Origin of the sequence: Streptomyces sp. NPDC096324 (assembly GCF_044763015.1) — a bacterium.
In the GTDB taxonomy this organism is placed as follows: domain Bacteria; phylum Actinomycetota; class Actinomycetes; order Streptomycetales; family Streptomycetaceae; genus Streptomyces.
The window spans coordinates 321,240-343,934 of record NZ_JBIWFK010000006.1 but is presented as its reverse complement, the minus strand read 5'-3'; the positions used below and the strand labels follow the sequence as shown (position 1 = coordinate 343,934).

At 72.1% G+C, this 22,695-nt stretch carries 20 protein-coding genes; 12 read left to right on the top strand and 8 right to left on the bottom strand.

Annotation, left to right across the window (positions count from 1 at the left end; translation table 11 throughout):
* Positions 1-109 precede the first annotated feature (109 nt).
* The 3 genes from ACIQ7M_RS18570 to ACIQ7M_RS18560 are packed head-to-tail and all read left to right on the top strand — an operon-like array spanning position 110 to position 7,034.
* Complete coding sequence (locus tag ACIQ7M_RS18570; RefSeq protein ID WP_403645264.1) at positions 110-1,270, top strand: AAA family ATPase; 1,161 nt, start codon at positions 110-112, stop codon at positions 1,268-1,270.
* Positions 1,267-4,971, top strand: a complete 3,705-nt coding sequence (locus ACIQ7M_RS18565; RefSeq protein ID WP_403645261.1) for a DUF5682 family protein — start codon at positions 1,267-1,269, stop codon at positions 4,969-4,971. The genes ACIQ7M_RS18570 and ACIQ7M_RS18565 overlap by 4 nt, the downstream gene beginning before the upstream one ends.
* Positions 4,968-7,034, top strand: coding sequence for a hypothetical protein (locus ACIQ7M_RS18560; protein WP_403645258.1), 2,067 nt, complete (start codon positions 4,968-4,970; stop codon positions 7,032-7,034). Before ACIQ7M_RS18565 ends, ACIQ7M_RS18560 begins: the two co-directional genes overlap by 4 nt.
* On the opposite strand, the gene ACIQ7M_RS18555 is transcribed toward ACIQ7M_RS18560, so the two are convergent.
* The 3 genes from ACIQ7M_RS18555 to ACIQ7M_RS18545 all read right to left on the bottom strand — a co-directional run bounded on the left by ACIQ7M_RS18555 (position 7,035) and on the right by ACIQ7M_RS18545 (position 10,392).
* Positions 7,035-7,484 carry a response regulator gene (locus ACIQ7M_RS18555; RefSeq protein WP_355771838.1) on the bottom strand — a complete coding sequence of 150 codons (450 nt, stop codon included), beginning with the start codon at positions 7,482-7,484 and terminating at the stop codon, positions 7,035-7,037.
* Positions 7,481-9,091, bottom strand: coding sequence for an ATP-binding protein (locus ACIQ7M_RS18550; protein WP_403645255.1), 1,611 nt, complete (start codon positions 9,089-9,091; stop codon positions 7,481-7,483). The genes ACIQ7M_RS18555 and ACIQ7M_RS18550 overlap by 4 nt, the downstream gene beginning before the upstream one ends.
* Positions 9,092-9,174: 83 nt before the next feature.
* Positions 9,175-10,392, bottom strand: a complete 1,218-nt coding sequence (locus ACIQ7M_RS18545) for a PP2C family protein-serine/threonine phosphatase (RefSeq protein WP_403645252.1) — start codon at positions 10,390-10,392, stop codon at positions 9,175-9,177.
* 165 nt (positions 10,393-10,557) lie between these two features.
* Here ACIQ7M_RS18545 and ACIQ7M_RS18540 point away from each other — a divergent pair, with 165 nt between their 5' ends.
* The 4 genes from ACIQ7M_RS18540 to ACIQ7M_RS18525 all read left to right on the top strand — a co-directional run bounded on the left by ACIQ7M_RS18540 (position 10,558) and on the right by ACIQ7M_RS18525 (position 13,766).
* Positions 10,558-11,190, top strand: a complete 633-nt coding sequence (locus ACIQ7M_RS18540; RefSeq protein WP_355771830.1) for a TOPRIM nucleotidyl transferase/hydrolase domain-containing protein — start codon at positions 10,558-10,560, stop codon at positions 11,188-11,190.
* A gap of 34 nt (positions 11,191-11,224) precedes the next feature.
* On the top strand, positions 11,225-12,190 hold the full coding sequence (locus tag ACIQ7M_RS18535; RefSeq protein WP_403645249.1) for an NAD(P)H-dependent flavin oxidoreductase: 966 nt from the start codon (positions 11,225-11,227) through the stop codon (positions 12,188-12,190).
* A gap of 333 nt (positions 12,191-12,523) precedes the next feature.
* Entirely contained in the window at positions 12,524-13,129 is a 606-nt protein-coding gene (locus ACIQ7M_RS18530) for a hypothetical protein (RefSeq protein WP_355771825.1), read from the top strand.
* A 100-nt stretch (positions 13,130-13,229) separates the two neighbouring features.
* Complete coding sequence (locus ACIQ7M_RS18525; protein WP_403645245.1) at positions 13,230-13,766, top strand: 2'-5' RNA ligase family protein; 537 nt, start codon at positions 13,230-13,232, stop codon at positions 13,764-13,766.
* A gap of 43 nt (positions 13,767-13,809) precedes the next feature.
* Here the strand turns inward: ACIQ7M_RS18525 and ACIQ7M_RS18520 are convergent, their stop codons facing one another.
* Positions 13,810-14,241, bottom strand: a complete 432-nt coding sequence (locus ACIQ7M_RS18520) for a hypothetical protein (protein WP_403645242.1) — start codon at positions 14,239-14,241, stop codon at positions 13,810-13,812.
* 512 nt (positions 14,242-14,753) lie between these two features.
* Here ACIQ7M_RS18520 and ACIQ7M_RS18515 point away from each other — a divergent pair.
* The 3 genes from ACIQ7M_RS18515 (at position 14,754) to ACIQ7M_RS18505 (ending at position 17,657) form a co-directional block, all read left to right on the top strand.
* Positions 14,754-15,227: a carboxymuconolactone decarboxylase family protein gene (locus ACIQ7M_RS18515; protein WP_355771817.1), complete on the top strand. Its 474-nt coding sequence runs from the start codon at positions 14,754-14,756 to the stop codon at positions 15,225-15,227.
* A gap of 70 nt (positions 15,228-15,297) precedes the next feature.
* Positions 15,298-16,221 (top strand): RNA polymerase sigma-70 factor, encoded by a 924-nt coding sequence (locus ACIQ7M_RS18510; protein WP_403645239.1) that lies wholly within the window; start codon positions 15,298-15,300, stop codon positions 16,219-16,221.
* A 149-nt stretch (positions 16,222-16,370) separates the two neighbouring features.
* Positions 16,371-17,657, top strand: coding sequence for an MFS transporter (locus ACIQ7M_RS18505; protein ID WP_403645236.1), 1,287 nt, complete (start codon positions 16,371-16,373; stop codon positions 17,655-17,657).
* Here the strand turns inward: ACIQ7M_RS18505 and ACIQ7M_RS18500 are convergent.
* A complete protein-coding gene (locus ACIQ7M_RS18500) occupies positions 17,652-18,497 on the bottom strand; it encodes a hypothetical protein (RefSeq protein WP_403645233.1) in 846 nt (281 codons plus the stop codon). The genes ACIQ7M_RS18505 and ACIQ7M_RS18500 overlap by 6 nt on opposite strands.
* A 379-nt stretch (positions 18,498-18,876) precedes the next feature.
* Between ACIQ7M_RS18500 and ACIQ7M_RS18495 the strand changes: the two genes are divergently transcribed.
* The gene (locus ACIQ7M_RS18495) at positions 18,877-19,134 is read left to right on the top strand and encodes a hypothetical protein (protein ID WP_389842481.1); all 258 of its coding nucleotides are present in this window, start codon (positions 18,877-18,879) and stop codon (positions 19,132-19,134) included.
* Between the two features lie 144 nt (positions 19,135-19,278).
* On the opposite strand, the gene ACIQ7M_RS18490 is transcribed toward ACIQ7M_RS18495, so the two are convergent.
* Positions 19,279-20,214 carry an alpha/beta hydrolase family protein gene (locus ACIQ7M_RS18490; RefSeq protein ID WP_403645230.1) on the bottom strand — a complete coding sequence of 312 codons (936 nt, stop codon included), beginning with the start codon at positions 20,212-20,214 and terminating at the stop codon, positions 19,279-19,281.
* A gap of 393 nt (positions 20,215-20,607) precedes the next feature.
* Between ACIQ7M_RS18490 and ACIQ7M_RS18485 the strand changes: the two genes are divergently transcribed.
* On the top strand, positions 20,608-21,165 hold the full coding sequence (locus ACIQ7M_RS18485; RefSeq protein WP_403645226.1) for a pyridoxamine 5'-phosphate oxidase family protein: 558 nt from the start codon (positions 20,608-20,610) through the stop codon (positions 21,163-21,165).
* A gap of 34 nt (positions 21,166-21,199) precedes the next feature.
* On the opposite strand, the gene ACIQ7M_RS18480 is transcribed toward ACIQ7M_RS18485, so the two are convergent.
* Together ACIQ7M_RS18480 and ACIQ7M_RS18475 are read right to left on the bottom strand one after the other, a co-directional pair.
* On the bottom strand, positions 21,200-21,409 hold the full coding sequence (locus ACIQ7M_RS18480) for a hypothetical protein (protein ID WP_403645223.1): 210 nt from the start codon (positions 21,407-21,409) through the stop codon (positions 21,200-21,202).
* A gap of 56 nt (positions 21,410-21,465) precedes the next feature.
* Positions 21,466-22,677 (bottom strand): RNA-guided endonuclease InsQ/TnpB family protein, encoded by a 1,212-nt coding sequence (locus ACIQ7M_RS18475; RefSeq protein WP_403645913.1) that lies wholly within the window; start codon positions 22,675-22,677, stop codon positions 21,466-21,468.
* Positions 22,678-22,695: the final 18 nt, after the last annotated feature.

Below are 22,695 nucleotides of genomic sequence, written 5' to 3'. Positions count from 1 at the left end.
CTGTCGAACGTGCCGGCCTCGTTCTGCCGCGCACGACACAGCTCGCCCCTGAACGCCCCCGTCACCTCTGCGACTCACCGCGCAGATACCCATCGGACAAGGAACGCGCATGACCCCGACCGACACGGCGACCGTCCATCCGGCACGGCAGACCCTGCCCGCCGAGGAACGCCACGCCACCGAACTCGCCTTCCTCGCCGCCCACGACACGGGCCCCCGCCCGCCCGGCTGGCGGCTGACACCGCGCGCCGTCATCACCTTCGTGTGCGGCAGCGGCGGCGAGCCCCTCGTGCTCCCCGAGCACCACGACACGCTGCCCGACAAGCTCGTCGTCTCGCCCAAGTTCGTCGGCGAACGCGCCCTGGTGGAGCGGTGTGTCGTCACCCTCGCCGGAGAACGCGGCCTCCTGCTGGTCGGTGAGCCGGGCACGGCCAAGTCCATGCTCTCCGAGCTGCTGTCCGCCGCCGTCTCCGGCACCAGCGCGCTGACCGTCCAGGGGACCGCGGGCACCACCGAGGACGCCCTGCGCTACGGGTGGAACTACGCCCTGCTGCTCGCGCAGGGGCCGACACCTACCGCACTGGTCGACTCGCCGGTGCTCGCCGCCATGCGCGCCGGGCGGGTGGCCCGCGTGGAGGAGATCACCCGCTGTCTGCCCGAGGTGCAGGACGCGCTCGTGTCGATCCTGTCCGACCGGCGGATGAGCGTGCCCGAACTGGCCGGCACCGACGACGCCCAGGTCGCGGCCGCCCCCGGGTTCACCGTCATCGCCACCGCCAACCTGCGCGACCGCGGTGTCTCGGAGATGTCCGCCGCGCTCAAGCGCCGCTTCAACTTCGAGACCGTGCACCCGATCGCCGACGTCGAGGCCGAGACCGCGCTCGTACGCCGGCAGGCCGTCGCCGCCGTCGAACGGGCGGGCGCCGCCTTCGGCGTCGACGACGCGGTCCTGGACGTGCTGGTCACCGTGTTCCGCGACCTCCGGGCCGGCCGGTCGGCGGAGGGCTGGGACGTCGAGCGGCCCGGCACGGTCATGTCGACGGCCGAGGCGGTGCAGGTCGCGGTCTCCCTCGGGGTGGCCGCAGCGTACCTTCCGGGCGCCGACTCCCTCGACCTGGTCCCCGGTCATCTGCTGGGCGTCGTCCGCAAGGACGACCCCGCCGACCACGCGCGTCTGCTCGGCTACTGGGACGGTCCGGTGCGCCGCCGCGCCGAGGACGGCTCCGCGCTGTGGCGCCGCCTCTGGGACTTGCGGGAGAACCTCCGGTGACGTACGCACAGGATCCACGGGCGGCCGTCACCGCCCTCGCCGGCTCCGTGGCGCCGTACCTCCTTGGGGTACGGCACCACAGCCCGGCGCTCGCCGCGGCGGTGCCCGCCCTGCTCGACGCGTGCGGAGCCGAGGTCGTGTGCGTGGAGCTGCCGGCCGACTTCCAGGCGTGGCTGCCGCACCTGGCCGCGCCGGGCACCCTCGCGCCGGTCGCGCTCGCCGGGGCCGGTGAGAACGGCCGGCTCGGCTTCTATCCGTTCGCCGACTTCTCCCCGGAGCTGGCCGCGGTCCGCTGGGCGCGGGACCGCGGAGCGGACGTCGTGTGCTGTGATCTGCCGATGTCCGATCCCCGGTGGAACACGGACGGCCCCTTCCCGTCGGGTGACACACGGTCCGCGCCGGCCGAGGAGGTCCCCGTCGCCCCACCCGTCTCCTTCGGGAACGCGCTCGCCGCGTCCGGGACCGGCCGTGACGGTGACGATCTGTGGGACCGCTGCGTGGAGGTCCTCGCCCCGGGGTCCACCCCCGAGGCGATCCGCCGGGCCGCCCTCGGTGTCGGCTGGGCGCTGCGCAGCGACGCCGAGGCCTCGGGCGGCGCGCCGGCGCTGGACCTGGCCCGTGAGGCGCACATGCGCGAGTCGATCGCCCGCGCGGCGGCGGACGGGCGCCGGGTCGCGGCCGTCGTCGGCGCTTTCCACGCCCCGGCGCTGACGGCGACCGCCCCGGCGGGGGACATGGGCCCGGGCCCGGATCCGGTGTCGGGTTCAAGCTCAGGTTCAGGTTCACCCTCGGGCTCAGGTTCAGGTTCAGGTGTCGCCGACGCGGTCTCGACAGAGGCCGGCCGCGGTGTCCGTACGAACGTCCCGGACGTCGTCACCTCCCTCGTCCCGTACGCCTTCGATCTGCTGGACTCCCGCTCCGGTTATCCGGCGGGCATCCGGGACCCCCGCTGGCAGCAGGCCGTGTTCCGAGCCGGCGGCGACCCCGAGCGGGTTCGGGAGGCCGCCGCGCGAGCGATCACCGACGTGTGCCGGGAACTGCGTGCGGCCGGACACCCGGCGGGAACGGGCGAGGCCGCCGAGACCCTGCGGATGGCGGACGACCTCGCGCGCGTCCGCGGACTCGCGGCACCGGGGCGGGGCGAGGTCCTCGAAGCCCTGACGAGCGTGATGGGCCAGGGCGAACCACTGGGCCGCGGCCGGGCCCTCGCACGGGTGCTCGAAGTGGTCCTGGTCGGCACCGAGAGGGGCCGCGTCGCCCCGGGCACACCCCGCTCCGGTCTCGGCCCCTGCGTGGAGGCGGAGGTCGCCGCGCTCCGGATGCCCGGCCCCGACGACCCCGCGGCGCGAGAGCTGCGGCTCGACCCGCTCCGCTCCGCACTCGACGGCCGCCGCGAAGTCCTCCTCCAGCGCCTCGCCGTGTGCGGCGCGGGCTACGGCGAGACCGTGGCGGTGGCCGGTACGGGCGACGCGTCCGCCCTCACCACCCGCTGGCGGGTGTCATGGGCGCCGGCCGTACCCGTACGGCTGGACCTGGCCGGGATGCGGGGGGTGACTCCGGCCCTGGCCGCCGAGGGCACCCTGCGGGAGACCTTCCGCCGGGAGTCCGCCGACGGCGGGCCCACCTGTGCCCTTGTCCTCACGGCGCTCGGCGCCGCCGCCCGCTGCGATCTGCCCGCGCTCGTGTCGGAGCGGCTCGCCGATGCCGCCGAACTGTTCCCCGCCGCGGCCACGCTTCCCGAACTCCTCGCCGCGCTCGACCTGTTGGAGGCCCTGTACCGCCGCCATCTGCCCGGGACCGGTCCGGAATCCCGGCAGGCCGCCGCCGAACTGGCCACCGATCTGCTGGAGTCGGCGGTACGTACGCTGCCCGGACTGGCGGGAAGTGACCGTCCGGAGGACACGGCCGCGCTGATCGAACTGGCCTCGCGTGCCGGTGAACACCGCCTCGGACTGCGCATGGACGACGCACTCGCCACCCTCGCCCGCACCGGCTCCCCGCTCGTCCAGGGCGCCGCGCTGGCCGCCCGGGTGCTGCTCGACCTCGACGACGCCACCGTGCTCGGCGCGCGGACCGCGGGCTGGATCGACACGGCCACCGGTCCGGAGGCACGGCACGCGCTGGGCCGTCGGCTCGGCGGGCTGCTCAGCGGCGCGGCCGCCTTGCTCCAGTCGGCGCCGACGGCCCTCGACCCGCTGCTCGACCGCGTCGACACGCTCGCAGACCAGGACTTCCTGGACCGGCTGCCCGCCCTGCGCGGAGGCTTCGACACGCTCACTCCCGCCGGGCGTGACCGGCTCCTGCACACCGTGACCGAGCGGCTCGGCGACCGTCCCGACCTGTCGCTCACCGCCTCACCGCACCTCCTGGCGCTGTGGACGGCCGCGGACGCGGCAGGACTCGCGGCCCTCCACGCACTGGGCCTGCCCGCCGACACCGGCCGCGCCGAACCGGATGACTCCGGGATCCGCGCGGTCCCCGGCCGGCCCGGGGCGGAGCCCACCGCGTCCGCACCCACCGCACCGCCGCACTCGGCGACCGCCGCAACCACCACGACACCGTCCTCCCCTGTCCGGATCACGCCCGCCGACCGCTGGCGGCTGCTTCTGGGCCGCGAGACCGACAAGCTCCCGCGGAACGCCCGCCGCTACGCCCACGCGCTCGACGAGCTGTACGGGACCGGCCGCGGCGAGGGCTCCTGCGACCTCGGCAGGGAAGGCGGTCCCTCCGGCCAGGGCGGCGGCCGGGAGGCGTCCTTCCCGACGGCCCGCGAGTGGTCCGAGGAACTGGAGGCGCTGTTCGGGGCTCAGGTCCGGGAAGAGGTGCTGGCCCGCGCCGCCGACCAGGGCCGCAGCGACGTACTGGCCGAACTCGACCCCGCCTCGGTCCGCCCCTCGGTCGACCTGCTGACCTCGGTGCTGTCCCTCGCCGGCGGGATGCCCGAGAAACAATTGGCCCGTCTGCGCCCGCTCGTACGCCGTCTGGTCGACGAACTGGCCAAGGAGCTCGCGACCCGGATGCGCCCGGCCCTCACCGGGCTCGCCACGCCCCGCCCCACCAGGCGGCCCGGTGGCCGGCTCGACCTGCCGCGCACCCTTCGGGCCAACCTCGCCCACACCCACCGCACGGCCGACGGACGAACCGTGGTGGTGCCCGAGCGGCCCGTGTTCAGCACCCGCTCGCGCAAGGAGGCGGACTGGCGCCTGATCCTCGTGGTCGACGTGTCCGGGTCGATGGAGGCCTCCGTCATCTGGTCGGCCCTGACGGCGGCCGTGCTGGGTGGCGTGCCCACCCTGTCCACGCACTTCCTCGCGTTCTCGACGGACGTGATCGACCTGACGGACCGGGTCGACGACCCGCTGTCGCTGCTGCTGGAAGTACGGGTCGGCGGCGGCACCCACATCGCGGCCGGGCTCCGCCACGCCCGCTCCCTGGTCACCGTGCCCAGCCGGACCCTCGTGGCCGTGGTGAGCGACTTCGAGGAGGGGTACCCGCTGGGCGGACTCCTCGGCGAGGTACGGGCCCTGGCGAGCTCCGGGGTGCACCTGATGGGATGCGCCGCTCTGGACGACACCGGCACCCCGCGCTACTCGGTGCCCGTCGCGCAGCAACTCGTCGCGGCCGGCATGCCCGTCGCCGCGCTCAGTCCCCTCGCCCTCGCCCGCTGGGTGGGCGACCGTCTCCGCGGAGAAACCCGTTGAACCCCGAACTGCCTCCGGTGGCGCCCGACGTGGTCGCCTCCGCCGTGGAGGGCCTGACCAGCAGGCTGCGCAAGAAGCTGGACGCCACGATCGCGTCGTACGCGGCCCTGCCGGTCGTCACCGACGGCGCGGTCCGGCGTGTCCGGTGCGGTGAGGACACGGAGGTCGCTCTCACTCCCGGCGCGTCCGGCTCCGTCACGGACGCGGACCAGGTGGTGTGCAGCTGCCTGCTCGCACCCCGGTGCCTGCACCGGGCGGCCGTCCTCGGCGCATGTCCGCTGGCCGATCCGGAAGCCGAGGCGGAGACCGCGGGTGCCGGCGGGGGCCTTGAGGACTCCGGGACGATCGCCGAAGCCGCCCTCGACGCCGCGCCCATCCTCCATTCCGGAGCATCTCCCGTCCGCGGTCCCGGAGCCCCTCGCACCACCGCTCCCGGTGCCCCTTCGACCACTGCTCCCGGCGATTCGCGCATCGCAGATACCGGTGCGTCGCGCACCGGTGATTCCGCGGCGTCGCCCACGGGCGTCTCCTCCGTGTCGCCCATCACCGAGGCAGTCGTCGAAGCCGGGGAGGTGGTCGCGCTCACCGAGGCGCAGCGGGCCGCCGCGTCCGAACTGTGGAGGGCGGCCGCGGCGCTGCTCGGTGCCGGGGTGCCCGCCGCGGGCGCTGTCCCTCAGGCCGAGTTGCTGAGGGCCGCGCACACGGCGAGGCTCGCCGGTCTGCACCGCGCCGAGGCGGCCGCGCTGCGGGTCGTACGAGGACTGCGTGGCGCGCGGGCCCACCAGGACGGCCACCGGCTGGCCGACCTCGTCGCACAGCTGCGGGAACTGCTGCTCACCACGGCCCTGTTGGGCGCGCAGGCCCCGGGGCCCGCGCTGATCGGCACCGCCCGCCGCGCCTACCGGCCGGGCGGCAGCCTGCGGGTCCACGGAGTCTGCAGTGAGCCGGTCATCTCCGCCACAGGCTACGGCGGCGTCGTCACCCATGTCGTCTCCGACGACGGCCGCTGGTACTCGGTCGCCGACGTCAAGCCCGGCGGACCCGCTCGCGCCCAGGGCGCGGCCACCGCGACCGTGGCGCTCGGTTCGGGAAACCTCGACCACGCCCAGCTCTCCCGCGGCGGGCTGCTGATCTCCGGCGCCACGGTGTCCTCGGACGGCCGTCTCGGCTCCGGGAAGGGGGTCCGGGCGACTCCGCTCACGGGTGGGTCGTGGACCTCGGGTCCGCTCGCCGCGCTGTTCGGGCGTCCGCTCGCCGAGGCCGTCGCCGAGCGGCTCGGCGCGGCGCCGGACGCCGACCCGGAGCACACCGAGCAGGCGGCCCGGGAGCTGGTCGGCTGTGACCTGGTCCTCGTCGGCGCGGTCGGGGATCACTTGATCGCCCGGGAGCTGCCCGCCGGACGGCCGGACACGGAGGGCGTCCTGATGCGGCTGGCCCCGGCCGCCGACCACCCGGGGCTCACCCACACGGCCAACTTCCGCCGGCTCGCTTCCCGGCCGGGGCTGCGGTTGCGGGTCGTCGGCCGTCTGGACCCGGACCGCGCCGCCACACTCCGCCCGCTGGCCGTGGCCCCGCTGCCGGGAACCGGGGCGACCCTTCGGCTGCCCGCGGAGTGGCAGGGTCACGCCGACCTGGGCTACAACCGGCTGGAGGGCTCCCACTTCCCGCCACCGGATGTCGTAGGCGCCCCCTCCCTGCCCGCTGGGGAGGCAGGGAGCGACGTCGCGCCGGATCCGCTGGCGCAGGCACCGCTGTGGCGGCTGCGGCGGCTGGTCGAGGTCGCCGTGTCGGGCGGCCGAAGAGCCGTCGCGGAGCCTGCTCGCGACGGCGATCTGCGCGGGGACGGGGCGGCCTTGCGGCGCGGTGGTTTCCCGACGGCCGCGGACCTGGCGGCCGGCCTCACCGCGGAGGCCGACCGGCGCACCCGTGACGTCTTCGGCCGCACCGGCGGGGGCGATCCGGACCGCTACGCGCGGGCCTGGCTGGCCGCGGCCGTCTACCTGGCGGGCGTCGAACGGGCCTTGGTGCAGGCCACCTGGCAGCCGACGGCAGCCGGTTCCTGATCAGCCGTTCTGGCGTGGCAGGCGCACCACCTGAACGAAGAAGTCGTCGATCTGGCGGACGGCCGCGATGAACTGGTCCAGGTCGACGGGCTTGGTGACGTAGGCGTTGGCGTGCAGTTTGTAGCTGCGCAGGATGTCCTCCTCCGCGGCCGAGGTGGTGAGGACGACGACCGGGATGTGGGACAGGGACGGGTCCGACTTGATCTTCTCCAGGACCTGACGGCCGTCGTACTTGGGCAGGTTGAGGTCGAGGAGGATCAGGTCGGGCCGGGGTGCGTCGGCGTGGGCGGCGCGCCGGTAGAGGAAGTCGAGTGCCTCCTCTCCGTCGCGCACCACGTGCAGGGTGTTGCCGATCTTGTTGTCCTCGAACGCCTCCCGGGTCATGAGCTCGTCGCCCGGGTCGTCCTCGACGAGGAGGACGTCGATGGGGGTGCCGGCGGGAGTTGTCATATCAGGGCCTTGTCCTCGGTGCTGTCGTGAAGGGCGTCCGCCGTGTCGGTGGACGGGAGGGTGAAGCAGAAGCGCGTGCCGTCGGTGTGGGTGGTGTCGATCCAGATGCGGCCGCCGTGGTATTCGACGATCTTCTTGCACAGCGCGAGGCCGATGCCGGTTCCACCGTAGGCATCGCGGGCGTGCAGCCGCTGGAAGATGACGAAGACCTTCTCCTCGAACTCGGCGGGGATCCCGATGCCGTTGTCGGTGACGCAGAAACGCCAGGCGTCGGAGTCCTCCGGGTCTCGCGCGCAGGTGATGCGGATGTGCGGAGGGCGGTCGGGGTGGCGGAACTTGATGGCGTTGCCGACCAGGTTCTGCCAGAGCATCGTGGCCAGGGTCGGATCCCCGACGACCCGGGGCAGTTCGTCCGGCCGGTCGACGCGCGCGCCGCTGTCGGTGACCGAACTGTCCAGGTTGGCCAGCGCCTTGCTGAGGGCCTGGTCCAGATCGAGCGGGAGGCGTGCGTCGTTGACGCGGCCGACACGGGAGAAGGTGAGCAGGTCGTTGATGAGGATCTGCATGCGTTTGGCGCCGTCGACGGCGAAGTCGATGTACTGCCGTGCGCGGTCGTCCAGTTGGTCGCCGTAGCGCTTCTCCAGGAGCTGGCAGAACGAGGCGACTTTCCGCAGCGGTTCCTGAAGGTCGTGGGAGGCCACGTAGGCGAACTGTTCGAGTTCGGCGTTGGAGCGGCGGAGCTCCACGGCCTGCGCGTCCAGGTCGGCGGTCTGCCGGGCCAGGATCTCCCGCTGCTCGCGGGACGATCCCAGCTCGGCGACGATGCGCTGGCGCATGTTCTCGACGTCGCCCGCCACGGCGGTGAGGTCGGTGGGCCCGCCGCCGGTGATGACGTGGTCGAAGTCGCCCTGTGCCACCCGGCGCGTGGCGATCCGCAGATCGTCCAGCGGGCGTGTGACGAGGGCGCGGATCAGGACCGTCAGCACCACTCCGGTCAGCAGGAACACCACGACCATCGCGACGAGCACCGCGTCGCGGACCTTCCGTGAGGACTCCAACTGGTCCTGGCCCTCGTCGACCGCCGCCGCCAGGCCGGCGATCTGCTTGGCCGACGCCCCGCGGATACGGTCGAAGGACTTCTTGCCGCGTTCGGCGGTAGCCGTGTCGATCGTGCGCGGCTCGCCCGGGGTGATGCCGTCGACGAGGGGTTCCGCGTAGGTGCGCCGCCAGTCGTCCGCCCGCTTCTCGACCCTCTCCAGGTCGCCGAGCAGTTCGGAGCGGTCACCGATGAGGGCACGCAGCCGGGTGACGGCATGCGCCTCGTCCTTCTGGCCCTGTGCGTAAGGATCCAGGAACTGCCGGTCCGCCGCGATGGCGTAGCCGCGGATCCCCGTCTCCTGGTTCACCAGGGCCGCCTGCAGCCGGTACGCCTCCGTCTGCGCGGGTTTGACGTCCAGCAGCAGATGGTCGGTGACGGAGGCCGTCCGCTGGAGCAGCCCGGCGCCGACCACGGCGCCCACGATCACCACCAGCGACATGAGCGCCAGTACCAGCCTGATCCAGCCCTGTACCGTCAGCCGACGTCCGGCCCATCGTGCGCCGGTCATGTTCCGTGCCCCATCCTCGAAGTCACTGTTCTCATGCTCGCTGTTCACCCGCTTGCTGTTCACGCGCTCGCCGTTCAACCGCGTCAGCCCCAGCGCAGATAGAGCACGGCGACGTCGTCGGCCAGGCCGCCCTGCGTCTCGGCCAGTGCCTCGGCCCGGTCGATGAGCCCGTCGACGAACGCGGCCGGGGGCAGGCCGGCCAGCTCACGGGCCATCGCGAGCAGTCCCTCCTCGCCCAGCCGCTCCGTGCCGCGGCCGACGCGCCCCTCGAAGAGGCCGTCGGTGAACAGCACCATCGCCGTGCCCTCGGGGAGCGCCACTTCCTCCACGGGCCAGCGGGCGCCGCCCGGAATGATGCCGAGCGCCGGGCCGCCCGGGACCTCCACCCACTCGACGCCGTCGGTCCCGCACAGCAGGACGCCGTGATGACCAGCGCGCATCATCCGGACGCTCCGCCCGCCGGGGCCGACACTGAGGATGATCAGCGTGGCGAAGACTCCGCTCTTGGCCCGCTCGGCCAGGAGGATCTCCTCGAGCCGGCCCACCTGGTCGGCTCCGGTCACGTTGCTGAGCACCAGGGTGCGCCAGGCTATGCGCAGCGCGACCCCGAGGGCGGCCTCGTCCGGACCGTGCCCGGAGACGTCACCGATCAGGGCGTGCACGGTTCCGTCGGCGCTCTGCACGATGTCGTAGAAGTCGCCGCCCAGCAGCGCGTGCGCCCGGCCGGGGCGGTAGCGGGTCACGACCTCGACACCGTCGCCGCGCAGCAGCGGGCGGGGCAGGAGTCCGCGTTCCAGACGGGCGTTCTCCTGGGCCTGCATCTGGCTCGCCTGCAACGCCACGGCGTCCCGTTCGGCCTGCTTGCGCTGGATCGCGTAGCGGACCGCCCGTCCGAACAGTCCGGGCTCGACCCGGCCCTTGACCAGGTAGTCCTGCGCGCCGGCGGCCACCGCCGCCAGACCGGTCCCTTCCTCGGCGAGTCCGGTGAGGACCACGACGGCGACGTGTTCGGCGCGCTCGCGCACCCTCGACACCGCTTCCAGGCCCTGCGCGTCCGGGAGGTGCAGATCGAGCAGTACGCAGTCGGGGACCTCGGACGCGAGCACGTCGCAGGCCTCGGCCATGGAGCGCACCCAGCGCAGGCGCATCCCGAGCGCGCTGTCGGCGACCATCTCCTCCACGAGCAGCGCGTCGCCCGGGTCGTCCTCGACCAGGAGCACCGACGGCTCTTCCGTCCCCCAGGCCGCCGCGCGCTCCAGTTCGGGAGAAGCCACGCCGGCAGCCCCGGGCTGCGACGTCATCATTGAATGAACCCCCACACCCGCCACCACTCCGCCGCTTCATGACGGACAACTCCGCGAGCATACTCACGCTCGCACGAACGTACGTGAGGCGGACTTCACGGTCGGCGCACCGCCGCCGGAAATTCGTTGCCCTGTCGGGCGGGAGGGGCTCAGACTCGGCGCATGACCGACATGGGGGCGTTCCGGGAGACAGTCACCGCCTGGGCGGCCGGTGGCCCCGGTGACCTCGCGCACGAGTCGGCCGCGGTGCTGTCCGTGAAGACGGTGGTCCTGCTCGAAGGGCCGAGCGATCTCGCGGCGGTCGAGGCCCTCGCCGAAAGCCGCGGCCGGGACCTGGAGGCCGAAGGAGTCTGCGTCCTGGCGATGAACGGCGCCATGAGCGTGGGACGCTTCGCCCGCCTCCTCGGCCCGGCGGGCCTGGGCCTGCGCCTCACGGGGCTGTGCGACGAGGCGGAGCGGGGCTACTACGCCCGGGCCCTGGAACAGGACGTCACGGAAGGCACCGGGCCACGGCGACGCGGGTTCTTCGTCTGCGCGGCCGATCTGGAGGACGAACTGATCCGCGCGCTGGGCGTGCCGCGGGTCGAGGAGTTGATCCGGGCGGAGGGCGATCTACGGGCACTGCGGACCTTCCTCCGCCAGCCCGCCCAGCGCGGCCGTTCCCCGCATCAGCAGGTGCGGCGCTTCCTCGGCACGAAGAAGGGCCGCAAGATCCACTACGGCCGCGTCCTCGTCGAGGCGCTCACGCCCGACCGCGTACCCGCCCCGCTCGACGACTTGCTCGCCGACGTGTGACTGTTCCGTAGGGCGCATGGGGATGATGGCCGTCATGGCCTTGTCGACCGCGTTCACGACGTTGTTCGGAGTCGAGCATCCCATCGCCCTGGCTCCCATGGGTGGATCGGCCGGAGGCGCGCTGGCGGCGGCCGTCTCCCGTGGGGGCGGGCTCGGTCTGCTGGGCGCCGGCGGGGGTGACCCGGACTGGTTGACGCGTGAGCTGCCGATCGTCGCGGGGGCCGGGAGACCGTGGGGTGTCGGTTTCCAGACCTGGGCGGTGGGTCCGGGGGTGATCGAGCAGGCGCTGGAGTACGGTCCGGCGGCCGTGATGTTCTCCTTCGGCGATCCCGGCCCGTACACCGAACGGGTCCGCCGGGCCGGCGCGGCCGTGATCGTCCAGGTCACCGATCTCGACGAGGCCGGACGGGCCTTGGACCTCGGGGCCGACGTCGTCGTGGCGCAGGGTACGGAGAGCGGCGGGCACGGCGGCCGGCACGGGCGGTCCACGCTTCCCTTCGTACCGGTCGTCGTGGACCTGGCCCAGGGTGTACCGGTGCTCGCGGCCGGTGGGATCGCGGACGGCCGGGGTCTCGCGGCGGTCCTGGCCCTGGGCGCCGCCGGGGCGGTGATCGGCACCCGCTTCCAGGCCACGGCCGAGGCCCTCGTCGATCCCTCGACCGCCAAGGCGCTCCTCGTCGGACGCGGTCAGGACACCGAGAGAAACCGCATCCTGGACATCGCGCGGAACTCCCGATGGCCGTCGAAGTACACGGCCCGCACCCTGGGCCACCCGTACCTCGACCGATGGCGGGGCCGGGAGGCGGAGCTCGCGGCGGACCCCGGGGCGGCACGCCTGGCGTATCAGGCCGAGGTCGCGAACGGGGACGTGCCCGCGCTGCCGGTCTGGGCGGGCGAGGGCGTCGACCTCGTCACCGATCTGCCGCCCGCGGCCGAGCTTGTCGCCACCCTCGCGTCCGAGGCCGGGCAGGCTCTGGCCCGAGCGGGACGCATGACCTGACCGAGGTGGCGCTTCGGCCGGAGTGCCCGCCACCGCCGCCGGGGCTCTTCCTCCCTCCCCCAGGCACCACGCCATGCACGACTTCACTAAAGACGGGAAGTCGTACTGACGGAATGTCACCATTGCCGCGGAAACCCGTTCGGGCCCCGCCTCTCCGACCCCCGTCGCCCCCGCCCTCCGTCGATCTCCGCCCCATCGCCCATGTCCTCCGTCGACCTGACCTCTGCCCCCGTCGCCCACATCCTCCGTCGATCTCTGCCCCCGTCGATCCCCGGCACAGTGCCACCGCTCGTCCCCCGCTCGCTCCCCCATCGCCGGAACAGGAGCACGCCCATGCGCCTCTACGCCCAGACCCCAGCGCGCCGGACCCGTCAGGTGGTCGCCGACCTGATCGCCGTGGCCCTGATCGCCGTCGCGGTGAAGTTCGCCCTGGTGGTCCACCACGCGATCATGCTGCTGGCCGAGCCGGGCCGACAGGCCCAGAGCGCGGGCGACAGCCTTTCCGACGGTCTCGACGACGCCGGCGACGCGGCTTCGAAGGTGCCACTCGTCGGGAACACCCTGAAGAAGCCGCTCCGGTCAGCCGCCGACGCGGCCACCGGCCTCTCCGACGCCGGGCAGTCGCTGGAGGACCTGGTGGGCCGGGTGGCCCTGCTGGCCGCGATCGCCCTGATCGTGCTCTCCGTGGCCTTCGTCCTGGTGCTGTGGCTTCCGCCGCGCGTGCGCTGGATCCGCCGCAGTGCCACCACCCTCCGTCTCCTGGACGCTCCCGGCGGCGCGGACCTGCTCGCGCTGCGCGCCCTGACCGGACCGCAGCGGGCACTCACCGCGATCCCCACCCCACCGGGCGGCCTTGCCGACGCCTGGCGACGCGGCGACCAGCGGGTCATCGCGGACCTGTCCAGGCTGACACTCAGGCAGGCGGGCTTGCGGTCGTGACGACAGCGGCAGCGGCAGCGGCAGCGGCAGCGGCAGCGGTGCCGAACGTCAACTTTGAAAATCGGTCGCGGACCTCCTCGTCCGCGGATAGACAGGGGCGATGACAGGCAACGACTCCAGCACCCATCAAGTTCCCCGGTCCGGGCTGGTGGTGACGGTTCCCGAGGCGGAGACCGCTGTTCGAGCGTGGCGGGACCGGCTGGATCCGACCGTCGCCTCGGGTATGCCGGCCCATGTCACCGTGCTCTTCCCCTTTCTCCCCCAGAACCGCATCGACGGCGACACCTTGGCCGCCATCGCCGATGTGATGAGGCGTCACAAGCCGTTCGAGGCGCGGTTCGAGCAGTGCGGGCGGTTCCCGGGGATTCTGTATCTCGCCCCGGAACCGGCCACCTCGTTCCGCGCGCTCACCGAGGCCGTCGTGGACCGGTGGCCCGAAACACCGCCGTTCGGCGGCCAGTTCGCCGAGATCGTGCCGCATCTGACCATCGCCCAGGGGCAGAACGACACCGACCTGGACGAGGCCGAGGCCGACCTTCAAAAGCGGCTCCCCGTCGTCACCAGCGTGGCGTCGGTCGATCTCATGGTCCATGACGGATCGCGATGGCGGCAGCGGGCGTCGTTCGCACTGGGGTGATCCGGGAAGGGGCAACCGGCCCGAGGGAACGCGGCGGGCGCGCTCAGTGGCCGAACGGTGGCTCGAAGCAACCCGTTTCTGGGTAGGGGCCGTTGGCGGACACCTGGTAGTTGGTCTTCTGCACGAAGGCCGTGACGCAGGCGTCCTCGTGGACGCGCAGGCCCACCCGCGCACCCTCGTGCGTGACCTCCCTGCCGTTCTCGAAACGGGCTTCCAGCGGCTTGACCAGCAGTGACCCGCCGAGCAACTTCCCCTTGGGATCGAAGCGTTGCTCGTTGTAGCCCAGCTTGAGCATCGCGGCTCGGACCGACTTCGGGTCCCATGTCCTCTTCTGCCACAGCCGCTTGAGCACGGGCTCGATACGCGCGGCCTCCCGCTGGGCGTCCAGGGCGCTCGCCGCCGACATCTCCCCCGAGATCCGGGAGCCGTTGTTCTCCCGGTAGTGCGGGGCTCCGTCGTTGGCTCCCGGTTCCACGTATGGAGACCCCGCCGAAGCCGTCGGAGTGGCTTCCGTGCTCGGCCGGGCGGTGGTCCCGCCGGACGCACCCGACGTGACCCGCTCCGTTCCGCATGCCGCGAGCGACACGGCCGCGAAGACGGCCAGAACCGCCGCCAGGGCACACTTTCCGCCCCGCCGGGGCCGCCGTCCGCTCGCGCCTGACGCACCGTTGACCACACATGCCTCCCGTACCTCTGCGTCCCCGCCCAAGATCGGGCCCAGGCTACGAGCCGCTCCGCCGGCCGTCGTGAGTATCCGTACTCAATTCGCCTCGGGGCACGAGATGTCCACCTCCTCCTCCCGCAGGTCCGCCTCGACGCCGTCGGCCGGCACACCGGTCAGTCCGTGCACCGGTCCGCCCAGGGTCGAAGTGACGCGGGTCGATGTGACGCGGGTCGATGTGACGCGGGTCGCATCCGTTCGTGTCACAGGTGGGCGGGCTGTCTCGTCTCGGGGGTGCAGCCACTGACGAACACGAGGAGTCCACGATGGAAGCGCGACTGAACTACTTCGCCGACCCGACCGCCGGCAAGGCCCTCAAGTACCTGATGTCGGCCGGGAAGGCGCTGAAGGGCTCGGCGTTGCCGGCCGCCACGCAGGAGCTGGTGTCGTTGCGGGTGAGCCAGATCAACGGATGTGCCGTCTGCATCGACATGCACACCAAGGAGGCAGCGGCCGCCGGTGAGACCTCGGTACGGCTGAACCTGGTCGCGGCCTGGCGGGAGGCCACGGTCTTCACGGAGGCCGAGCGCGCCGCGCTGGAGCTGGCGGAGGAAGGCACCAGGGTCGCGGACGCCGCCCAAGGGGTCGGTGACGAGGTGTGGGCACGCGCCGTCAAGCACTACGACCAGGAACAGCTCACGGCCCTGGTGATGCTGGTTTCCTTCATGAACACGGCGAACCGGCTGAACATCATCGCCCGGCAGCCGGCCGGCGACTACGAGCCGGGACAGTTCCACTGAACGAGATCGAACGAGCTGGAACGAGATCGGCGACCCGGGCTGGGCAGGAACGAGGGAAAGGGAAACCGGCGTGAACACGGCCGAGGAGTTCGAGGAGCTGCGAGGGCTGCTGTTCTCGATCGCCTACCGGATCCTGGGCAGCGTGAGCGAGGCCGAGGACGCCGTGCAGGAGACCTGGCTCCGCTTCGACCGCTCCACCACCCTGCCCACCTCGGCCAAGGCCTTCTTGTCGGCCACGGTGACGCGGGTCTCGATCGACGTACTGCGCTCGGCGCGCGTACGGCGGGAACAGTACGTGGGACCGTGGCTGCCCGAGCCGCTGCTGAATGATCCGTACGAGGATCCGGAGCGCTCGGCGGAACTGGCCGACTCCGTGTCGATGGCGGCCCTGCTCCTGCTGGAACGGCTCAGCCCGCTGGAGCGGTCGGTGTTCGTGCTGCGTGAGGTGTTCGCCTTCGGGTTCGACGAGATCGCGACGGCGGTGGGACGTTCGGAGACGGCGTGCCGGCAGTTGCTGGTGCGGGCACGCCGCCACATGAAGGCCGGCCGGCCGCGGTTCGAAGCGGACCGCCAGGAGCGGCAGGAACTGGCGGAGCGCTTCTTCGACGCGCTGAGGGACGGTGACGTGGACGCCCTGCGGAACCTGTTGGCCGCCGACGTCCAGATGGTCGGGGACGGCGGGGGCAACGCCCCGAATCTGGCCCGGGCCGTCGTCGGCGCGGAGAACGTGGCCCGGCTCCTGGCGTCCGTCTTCCCGGTGATGTCCCGGATCGACATCACGTTCGAGCCGCACGAGGTCAACGGCCAGCCCGGCGCGGTCTTCCGCGCCCCGGACGGCAAGATCCTGCACACACTCGCCCTCGACGTGCTCGACGGCCGGATCCAGGCCATCCGCTCGGTGCTCAACCCGGAGAAGCTCGGCCACCTGGGTCCGGTCGCCGACGCCTGGGCCGTCCACCGCGAGGTGAAACAAGCACGCCGCCGGGCGGACTGACACCGCCGGTCCGTCCGGCGGGGCGGCATGCCGCGGAACCGGCCCGGTCCGAGGGGCGCGGCGGTCGGGGTGAAAACGATTCGCCCCGGCCGGCGGCCGGCGGTTACCCTGCGCGACGTGAACGACCCCCGCGCATCCTGCCGTCCCTCATGAGCCTGGCCCGAACCCTGATCGACGTCCGGCCACTGCGTACGTCCCCGGTCTTCCGGCGTCTGCTGATCGGCCGGACCGTGTCCGTGCTCGGCAGCTTCATGACCATGGTCACCGTCATGTACCAGGTCTGGGACATGACGCACAGCACGGTCTGGACCGGCGCGGTTGGGCTGGCGCAGGCGCTGCCGATGGTGGTCTTCGGACTGTTCGCCGGTTCCTGGGCGGACCGTGGCGACCGACGGCGGATCTACCTGTACGCGAACGTCGGTCAGGCGGCCGTCTCGCTGCTGCTGGCGGTGCAGGGCTTCACCGGGCACGTCCCGGTGGCGGGCGTGCTCGCCCTGGTCGCCGCGCAGTCCGGCTGCTCGGCGGTCGGTGCTCCCGCGGCGGGAGTGTTCGTGCCGAGGCTGCTGCCGAAGGAACAGGTGGCGGCCGGGCTGGCGCTCCAGCAGATCAGCGGTCAGGCCATGATGCTCGCCGGTCCGGCCCTCGGTGGCATCCTGCTCGGCTGGACGGGCATCGGAACGTGCTACCTCATCGACGCCCTGTCCTTCGGAGTCTCCTTCTACGGGGCGTTCGGGCTGCCCGCGCTGCCGCCCGAGGGCGAACCGTCGAGGGCCGGGCTGCACGGGGTGCTGGACGGACTCCGTTTCCTGGCCGGGCACCGGGCGGTGCGCGGCGCACTGATCACCGACCTGGCAGCCACCGTGCTCTCGATGCCGACGAGCCTCTTCCCGCTGGTCAACGCCGAACGGTTCGGCGGCAGTCCGCGCACCCTCGGTCTGTTCCTGTCCGTGCTCGCCGTGGGCGGCATCGCCGCGTCCGCGCTGTCCGGGACGATCACGCGGCTGGGGCGTCCTGGGCCGGTGATGCTCTGCGGGGCCGGGTTGTGGGGTGCGGCCCTCGCGGCCTTCGGTCTGGTGCGTGACCCGTGGGCCGGACTCGCGCTGCTGGTCCTGGCGGGCGCCGCCGACGCCCTCTCGGTGATCGCCCGCAGCACGATCGTCCAGACCCACACCCCGGACGCCCTGCTGGGCCGGGTGACGGCGGCCGAGACGATCGTCGGCCAGGCGGGACCCAACCTCGGCAACCTGCGCGGCGGCGTCGTCGCGGGCTGGACCTCGGGGGCCACCGCCCTGGTCAGCGGCGGCCTCCTGTGCTTGTTCGCGGTGCTCTGGGTCGGTGCGAAGACCCCGGAACTGCGCGGTGGATCCGTGCCCGATCGCGGCCCCGGTGCCACGCCGCTCAAGCCCGCGGACATCCCCGTACCGGACGGATCATGACCGGCGGGGCCGCTTGTCGACCGGCGGGAACGCGAGACCGGTCGGCGTGTTGAGACCGGAGACGGGCAGCGTGACCTGGCCACCGCCGGTCTCGCCGACCCGTACCACCCGGTTGTTGAACCCGTCGGCCACGTACAGGCCGCCGCGGCCGTCCAGGGCCAGACCCAGCGGATCGCTCAGGCCGGTGGTCGGCACCGTGCTCTGCGTACCGCTGCCCGCAGCCACCTTGACGACGCGGTTGTTGCCGCTGTCCGAGATGTAGAGGTCCCCGGCGGCATTCAGGGCGAGGCCGGTCGGCTGGGACAGGCCGGCCGTGGGGACGGTGGTCTGGCCGCTGCCGTCCGCGGCGATCCTGACGACGCGGTCGTTGACGAAGTCGGAGATGTACAGGTCACCGCCGGTGCCCAGAGCCAGTCCCCAGGGATGGAGCAGTCCCGTGGTGGGGACGGTGGTCTGCCCGCTGCCGTCGGAGGGGACCTTCACGACGCGGTCGTTGAAACTGTCGGCGATGTAGAGCGTGCCCTGGGCGTCGACGGCGAGGCCCAGCGGACGGGAGAGGCCGACGGTCGGGACGGTGGACTGCGCGCCGCCCTTCTCCTCCAGCTTCACCACCCTGTTGTTGCCCGTGTCGGAGACGTAGAGATCGCGGGCGGCGTCCCACGCCAGACCGGTCGGACGCACGAGACCGTCGATGGGCACCGTCGTCTGGCCGTCGCCCATCGCCGCGACCCGCACCACACGGTTGTTGCCGTAGTCGGAGACGAACAGCGGGGGTCTGGCCGGTGAGGGCCCGTTCTCCTGGGACGCGCCCGCCGGTCCGGTGGGCAGTGCGCAGAGCACGAGGACTCCCGTGACCGCCGCCAGCCGCCGGACCCACCCGGCGCGGCCGTCGGCCGGTCCGGACTTGCGTGTTCGTGCTTGCGTCGCCCTGTTCCTCACGATTCGCCCATCTGTTCTCGACGGCCGGCGTGTCGCCCGGCCGTCCGCGGACACGGTGATCGATGCCTTCCCCCGTCGCGCCGCGCATCCCACCACCGTCGCCCGCTCGGCCGACCGCCGGTTGCGAGGAACCGCGGACCCCCGGGTGCGAGGAGCCGAAGACCGCCGGGCGCGAGGAGCGACGAACCACCGGGTACGAGGGGCCACAGACCGCCGGGGTGCAAAGAACTGCCGTGCGCCTGCGCGACGGGCACCGGGCGAGGCGCTTGAATACCGGAGCGTGACTACCGAATCTCAGCGTTTCACCGTCCTGCTGGTCCCCGAGTACGTCGAGCACACGGACGCCACCTCCGCCCAGGAGGCGGCCGTGCGGTCGGCTGACGTCGAGGCGACCGGCGAAACCGGCGAGACGGGCTACCCGCGCTACGCGGGCGAGGGCATCGTGGCCGACATCGACCCCCGTACGCGCACGGTCGAGGCGGTTCTGGTCGACGGCTCGGAGCTGGACTACGGACTGAACGCCATCGTCTCCCCCTGATCCGGGCCTCGCTGAAGCAGAATCCGGCCCGGAAGACGGCTCGCCCGCCCCATGACCTCCCCGCCATGGCCGCCACCGCGAGGCGGGCCGCGAACCTTCGCAGGCGACGCGGGCCCGTCTCGCGGTGTGCGGCGCCGGTACGCGTCAGGGCTTGGCGGTGTACGCGACCCCCGCCAGATGCTGGGCCGCGGAGCCCCATACCTGGTCGTACATCGAGGTGTCGCCTCCGAGGGTGTAGAGCAGGTAGGCGGTGGTGACGCCCTGGGTCAGCTTCTGCTGTGCCGCGCGGGTGATGGCGCCGCTGTCGCAGCCGAAGCCGGACCTGTCCTCGAATCCGCAGTGGAAACCGCCCGTGATGACGCGCAGTTGGGCGGGAGCCCGCTTGGCGTCGTACATCTTCTGCTGGTTGTCGGCCACGCCCGCGATCGTGTCAGCGCTGCCGCCGACATATTGGGCCGGCACCGTCAGCATTCCCGAAGCCGTGACGGCCGACGGATTGGTCTCCGCCGCGGCGAGCGTGGACACGCTCTTGACGGCCGGATTGCGGCCGGCGGCGAGCAGTGCGGCGCCGCCGCCCATGGAGTGACCGGAGACTCCGAGATGATCGGTGTCGACGGCTCCCGCGAAACGGGAACCACTCGTGGTGTTCTGGCTGGTCAGCCAGGTGAGGGCGGCGTTCAGGTCGTCGGCGAAGGCGGAGTGGCTGGGGAACAGGCCGCCTTGTGATGTGGGCGTGACGGTGATGAAGCCCCAGGACGCGTAGTGCTTGAGCAGGCTTTCGTACTGGGTGATTCCCTGGAAGAAGCCGTGTCCGAAGGCAAGGCCGGGGTGCGCGCCGGATGCGACGGGAGCGTTGGATCCGGCTGTGCTGCCGGGGTACCACACGCGGGCGCTGTACGAGCGGCCGGAAGCCGCCACGGTCACATCGGAGTAGGCCACGGCGTAGGGCCCGGTGACGGAAGGGTCTGCGGCCACCGCGGAGTTCACGGCCGGAAGCGCGCCCGCTGTCGGCACGACGAAGAAGACGGCTGCCACACTGAGCGAGAACGCGATCACTATGCGTAACAATTGACGGAGCACGGGATCCCCTCATTCTGGATGTGGTTGCGTGCAAGGGAAGCGGCACCTTCGGCGGCGCCCGGGGGCCCGGTGGCTCTGTCGGTGCCGGTCGGACGCGGCAGGCGTGGTCACCGTCGAAGGAGACCGAGTCGGGGCAGGGTCACACGCGGCGGGGCGCTCCCGAGTATGACCGGGCGGTCATGTGACCACCCGGTCATCGTGGGGCGTACCGTGGAAACTGTCAACGCGTCTGGCACAAAGGGCCGTTCACACCCCGACGGTGGGCCTCCGCAGTCCAGGAAGGGATGCCCGGGTGGGGCCACCGGGATCCGGAGCGGGCGACCGAACCGCGGCCACGCGATGAGTTCGGGGCGGCCGAGCAGTCGTTGTCAGGAAGAGGAAGGGAGTTCCGTCATGCCGACACAGGAACCCGTGAAGCACCCCGCCACCGAGCTCGACGCCCGCTACAGCTCCGCGCTCCGTCCCCGCCCGGGAGCCGCGGACGTCACGGCCACCGAATGGGCCGAGGCCCAGCGCACGATGGAGGCCGCCGAGATCTTCTGGGTGTCGACCGTGCGGCCCGACGGCCGGTTGCACGTCACCCCCGTGATCGCCGCCTGGCACGCAGGGGTGTTGTACTTCTCCACCGGCCCGGGAGAGCAGAAGGCGAAGAACCTCGCTCACAACAGTCACTGCGCCCTGACCACCGGCGGGAACTCGCTCACCGAAGGGCTCGACCTCGTGATCGAGGGCGAGGCCTCACCGGTCGCCGATCCGGCCGTCCTGGAAGAGGTGATCACCGCGTACGAAGCACAATACGGCTCGCACATCACCTCGCCGGAGGGCACCTTCCACGGGATCGGGAACGCGTTCCGCAAGGGGGATGCGGTGGTGTACGCGGTCGCCCCGGCCACCGCGTACGGCTTCGGCCGGGACGACGGGGTCTACACGCACACACGGTGGGCGTTCTGATCCCCCTTCTCGTCGGCCCATCGGCTCGGGTCGCTCAGGTCACGATCCATACGTCGTCCGACGACTCGAGCCACCCGACGCGGACGGCACCGTCACCGGCCCCCTCGACCGCGAGGTCGGTCAGCGAGAAGTCGTCCGGCACGGTCAGATGCGGCATACGCAGCCTGTGGAGCAGCTTTCCGCTGTGGGCGTCCAGGACGAGCAGGTCAGCCTGGAGATCCCGGTCCTCGTACTCTTCGAGCACGGTCGAGTTCTCCACCACTTGAAGTGCTCTCCCGCCTGAAGCCGGGAGATTCCTGCTTACCTCGCGGCAGCGGGCTTGACGCGCTTCGCGCGCCTGACGACTGCCCTCCCGGCAGCCGGGACGAGCGCGAGGCCCATCCGGTACAGGTGCAAGATGTTCCGGGCTGCGTTGTGGTCGGCGTTGCCCGACCAGCCGCAGTCCGGACTCCTGCACACGAACACGGCCTGGCTCTCCCGGCTCCCGGGCGTGATGAAACCGCATGCTGAGCAGCGCCGGGATGTGTTCGGGGCCGGGACCTTGTTCAGAGTGCCGCCGAACCGGGCAGTCTTGTACGCCAGCATGGTGACTGAACGACCCCACGCCTCGCCGCTGATGGAGCGGTTCAGCCCAGATTTCCGGACAACGTTCTTCCCCGGCTCTTCGACCGTTCCCTTGGCGGACTTGACCATGTTCGTGATGCTGAGTGCTTCGACCACGACGGTGCCATATGTGCGGGCGATGACGGTGGTCGTCTGGTGCTGCCAGTCCAAGGCCCGGCGCTTGGCTTTCGCGCGCAGTCCTGCGATCTGGTCATAGGTGCGGTGCAGCCGGCGGCTGGTGCGCTCGCCCGGCTTGCGGTGCTGCTTACGCTGCGCGGCACGCTGCTCCAAGTGCAGGAGCTTGGCCTTCTCCTTGCCGGTCAGCCATGCGTCGTGCTCGTACGTTTCGCCGTCCGAGAGGGCTATGGGCACGGTGACGCCCACGTCGATGCCGACGTCCGGTCCCTGGTGGGGATCGGGCTTGACCTGAAGGGTCTGAACACGGAAGGCGATGTGCCAGCCGAGCGCGTCCTTGATCAGTCGTGCCCCGGTGATCCGGTTCTCCGCGCCTGCACGCTTGCCTACGGGCAGGTCTTTGCTCCACCGGAAGCGGACCCGGCCCACCTTGGGAATGTTGACCATGCCCCAGCGGCGGTGCACGCGGGTGATGTTCAGGTCCCGGCCCTGCGGGATGTCCACGGACATCGCCGTGCGGAACCGGCCCTTGAAGTTCGGGGCGTCGGCGCGACCCTCCCAGCAGTTCTTCCACGCCCGGAAGTACGTCTTGAGTACCGCTTGCGCGGCCTGGGCGGGGAGGACGGCGAGAAAGTCGATGTCCTCGCGGGCCTGTCGGATCGCGGCGTCCGCGTGCGCGAGTGTCCGCTTCTCCTTCGGCATCATCTGCCACCACGCGTGCAGCAGGTTCCACATCGTGCGGGCCGCGTGTGCCTGGTCGTCTGTCTTCAACATCCCGGCAGGCGACAGCGC

Excerpts from the sequence above, each read along its gene's own strand:
- ACIQ7M_RS18570 (WP_403645264.1), top strand. The coding sequence starts at position 110 with ATGACCCCGACCGACACGGCGACCGTCCATCCGGCACGGCAGACCCTG.
- ACIQ7M_RS18555 (WP_355771838.1), bottom strand. The coding sequence starts at position 7,484 with ATGACAACTCCCGCCGGCACCCCCATCGACGTCCTCCTCGTCGAGGAC.
- ACIQ7M_RS18550 (WP_403645255.1), bottom strand. The coding sequence starts at position 9,091 with ATGACCGGCGCACGATGGGCCGGACGTCGGCTGACGGTACAGGGCTGG.
- ACIQ7M_RS18545 (WP_403645252.1), bottom strand. The coding sequence starts at position 10,392 with ATGACGTCGCAGCCCGGGGCTGCCGGCGTGGCTTCTCCCGAACTGGAG.
- ACIQ7M_RS18540 (WP_355771830.1), top strand. The coding sequence starts at position 10,558 with ATGACCGACATGGGGGCGTTCCGGGAGACAGTCACCGCCTGGGCGGCC.
- ACIQ7M_RS18535 (WP_403645249.1), top strand. The coding sequence starts at position 11,225 with ATGGCCTTGTCGACCGCGTTCACGACGTTGTTCGGAGTCGAGCATCCC.
- ACIQ7M_RS18530 (WP_355771825.1), top strand. The coding sequence starts at position 12,524 with ATGCGCCTCTACGCCCAGACCCCAGCGCGCCGGACCCGTCAGGTGGTC.
- ACIQ7M_RS18525 (WP_403645245.1), top strand. The coding sequence starts at position 13,230 with ATGACAGGCAACGACTCCAGCACCCATCAAGTTCCCCGGTCCGGGCTG.
- ACIQ7M_RS18515 (WP_355771817.1), top strand. The coding sequence starts at position 14,754 with ATGGAAGCGCGACTGAACTACTTCGCCGACCCGACCGCCGGCAAGGCC.
- ACIQ7M_RS18505 (WP_403645236.1), top strand. The coding sequence starts at position 16,371 with ATGAGCCTGGCCCGAACCCTGATCGACGTCCGGCCACTGCGTACGTCC.
- ACIQ7M_RS18485 (WP_403645226.1), top strand. The coding sequence starts at position 20,608 with ATGCCGACACAGGAACCCGTGAAGCACCCCGCCACCGAGCTCGACGCC.
- ACIQ7M_RS18475 (WP_403645913.1), bottom strand. The coding sequence starts at position 22,677 with ATGTTGAAGACAGACGACCAGGCACACGCGGCCCGCACGATGTGGAAC.